This is a genomic window from Aerococcus sp. L_32 (assembly GCF_050689315.1).
Map to the genome: position 1 here is coordinate 1 of NZ_JBOEQF010000711.1, position 916 is coordinate 916.

Consider the following 916-nt stretch of genomic DNA (forward strand, 5'->3'; position numbering starts at 1 on the left):
TTGAAAAAGTAGGCTAATTGCCTACTCTCATATTCTTAAAAAAACCTAAAAGATTTAATTCAGTTTGGCTTAATTTTGTTATATGATAGAATAAACAATGGGAAAAGTTTGTATAAAGGAGCTCAAGCATGAATAGAAAATCAAATAGAAACCAAATGGTCTTGACAGCAGTCTTTATTGTCATTTCATTGGTATTAGTGGGAGGTAGCTATTTTGTTTATCGCTCACGCCAACAAAATATGTTAGCGGACCAAGCCAGCACATTTTCATCAATGTCTGTAGATATGAACCAAACAGCACCATCAACACCAGAAGAATATAATGCAGAAGATATGGTGCAAGCATTTACGGACAACCGCGGGGAAACAACAGCGCTTCATTACTTATACTACCTGCAAAGTGTAGAACAAGTGCCAACCATCTCAATTGCCCGTACCCAAGCAGACCAAGAAGCTTGGACAACAACTATCAGTGACCGTTTAAATGAAATTGGCTTTGACGACACAAGTGTTAACTCAGTTGACTGGACAGAAATTACTTCCGCCGATGCAGTTGAACAATACTCTAGTAACTTAACTGAAGCCAACCCACAATTACTGATTATCCCAACTTTCGTAGAAGAAGATTATGAAGCTGAAATCTCTGAAGAAGACCATTTAGCGAATATTGAAGAATTATTCAATACCATTCGTATGGACTTGCCTTCTGCCTTAATCGTCTTTGCGCAATACCCAGCTTCAAGTCAAGAAATGTCTGAAGACGAAGACTACGTAACTTATAACGACAACACTTTATCAGCTATGCAAGAAGCAGGCTACAATGTTTATGATGTCAACACTGCTTACAGCGAAGCACGTAATAACTCAGAAAGCTTAAACCTTGAAAATAGCTTTACAGATGAAGGTTTCTCTGAAGA

General features: G+C 37.9%; 1 pseudogene. It reads left to right on the forward strand.

Annotated features, from left to right (window positions below):
• Nucleotides 1-128 precede the first annotated feature (128 nt).
• Nucleotides 129-916 (forward strand): annotated as a pseudogene (locus ACRCJ0_RS15905) (adhesin); the annotation flags it as partial.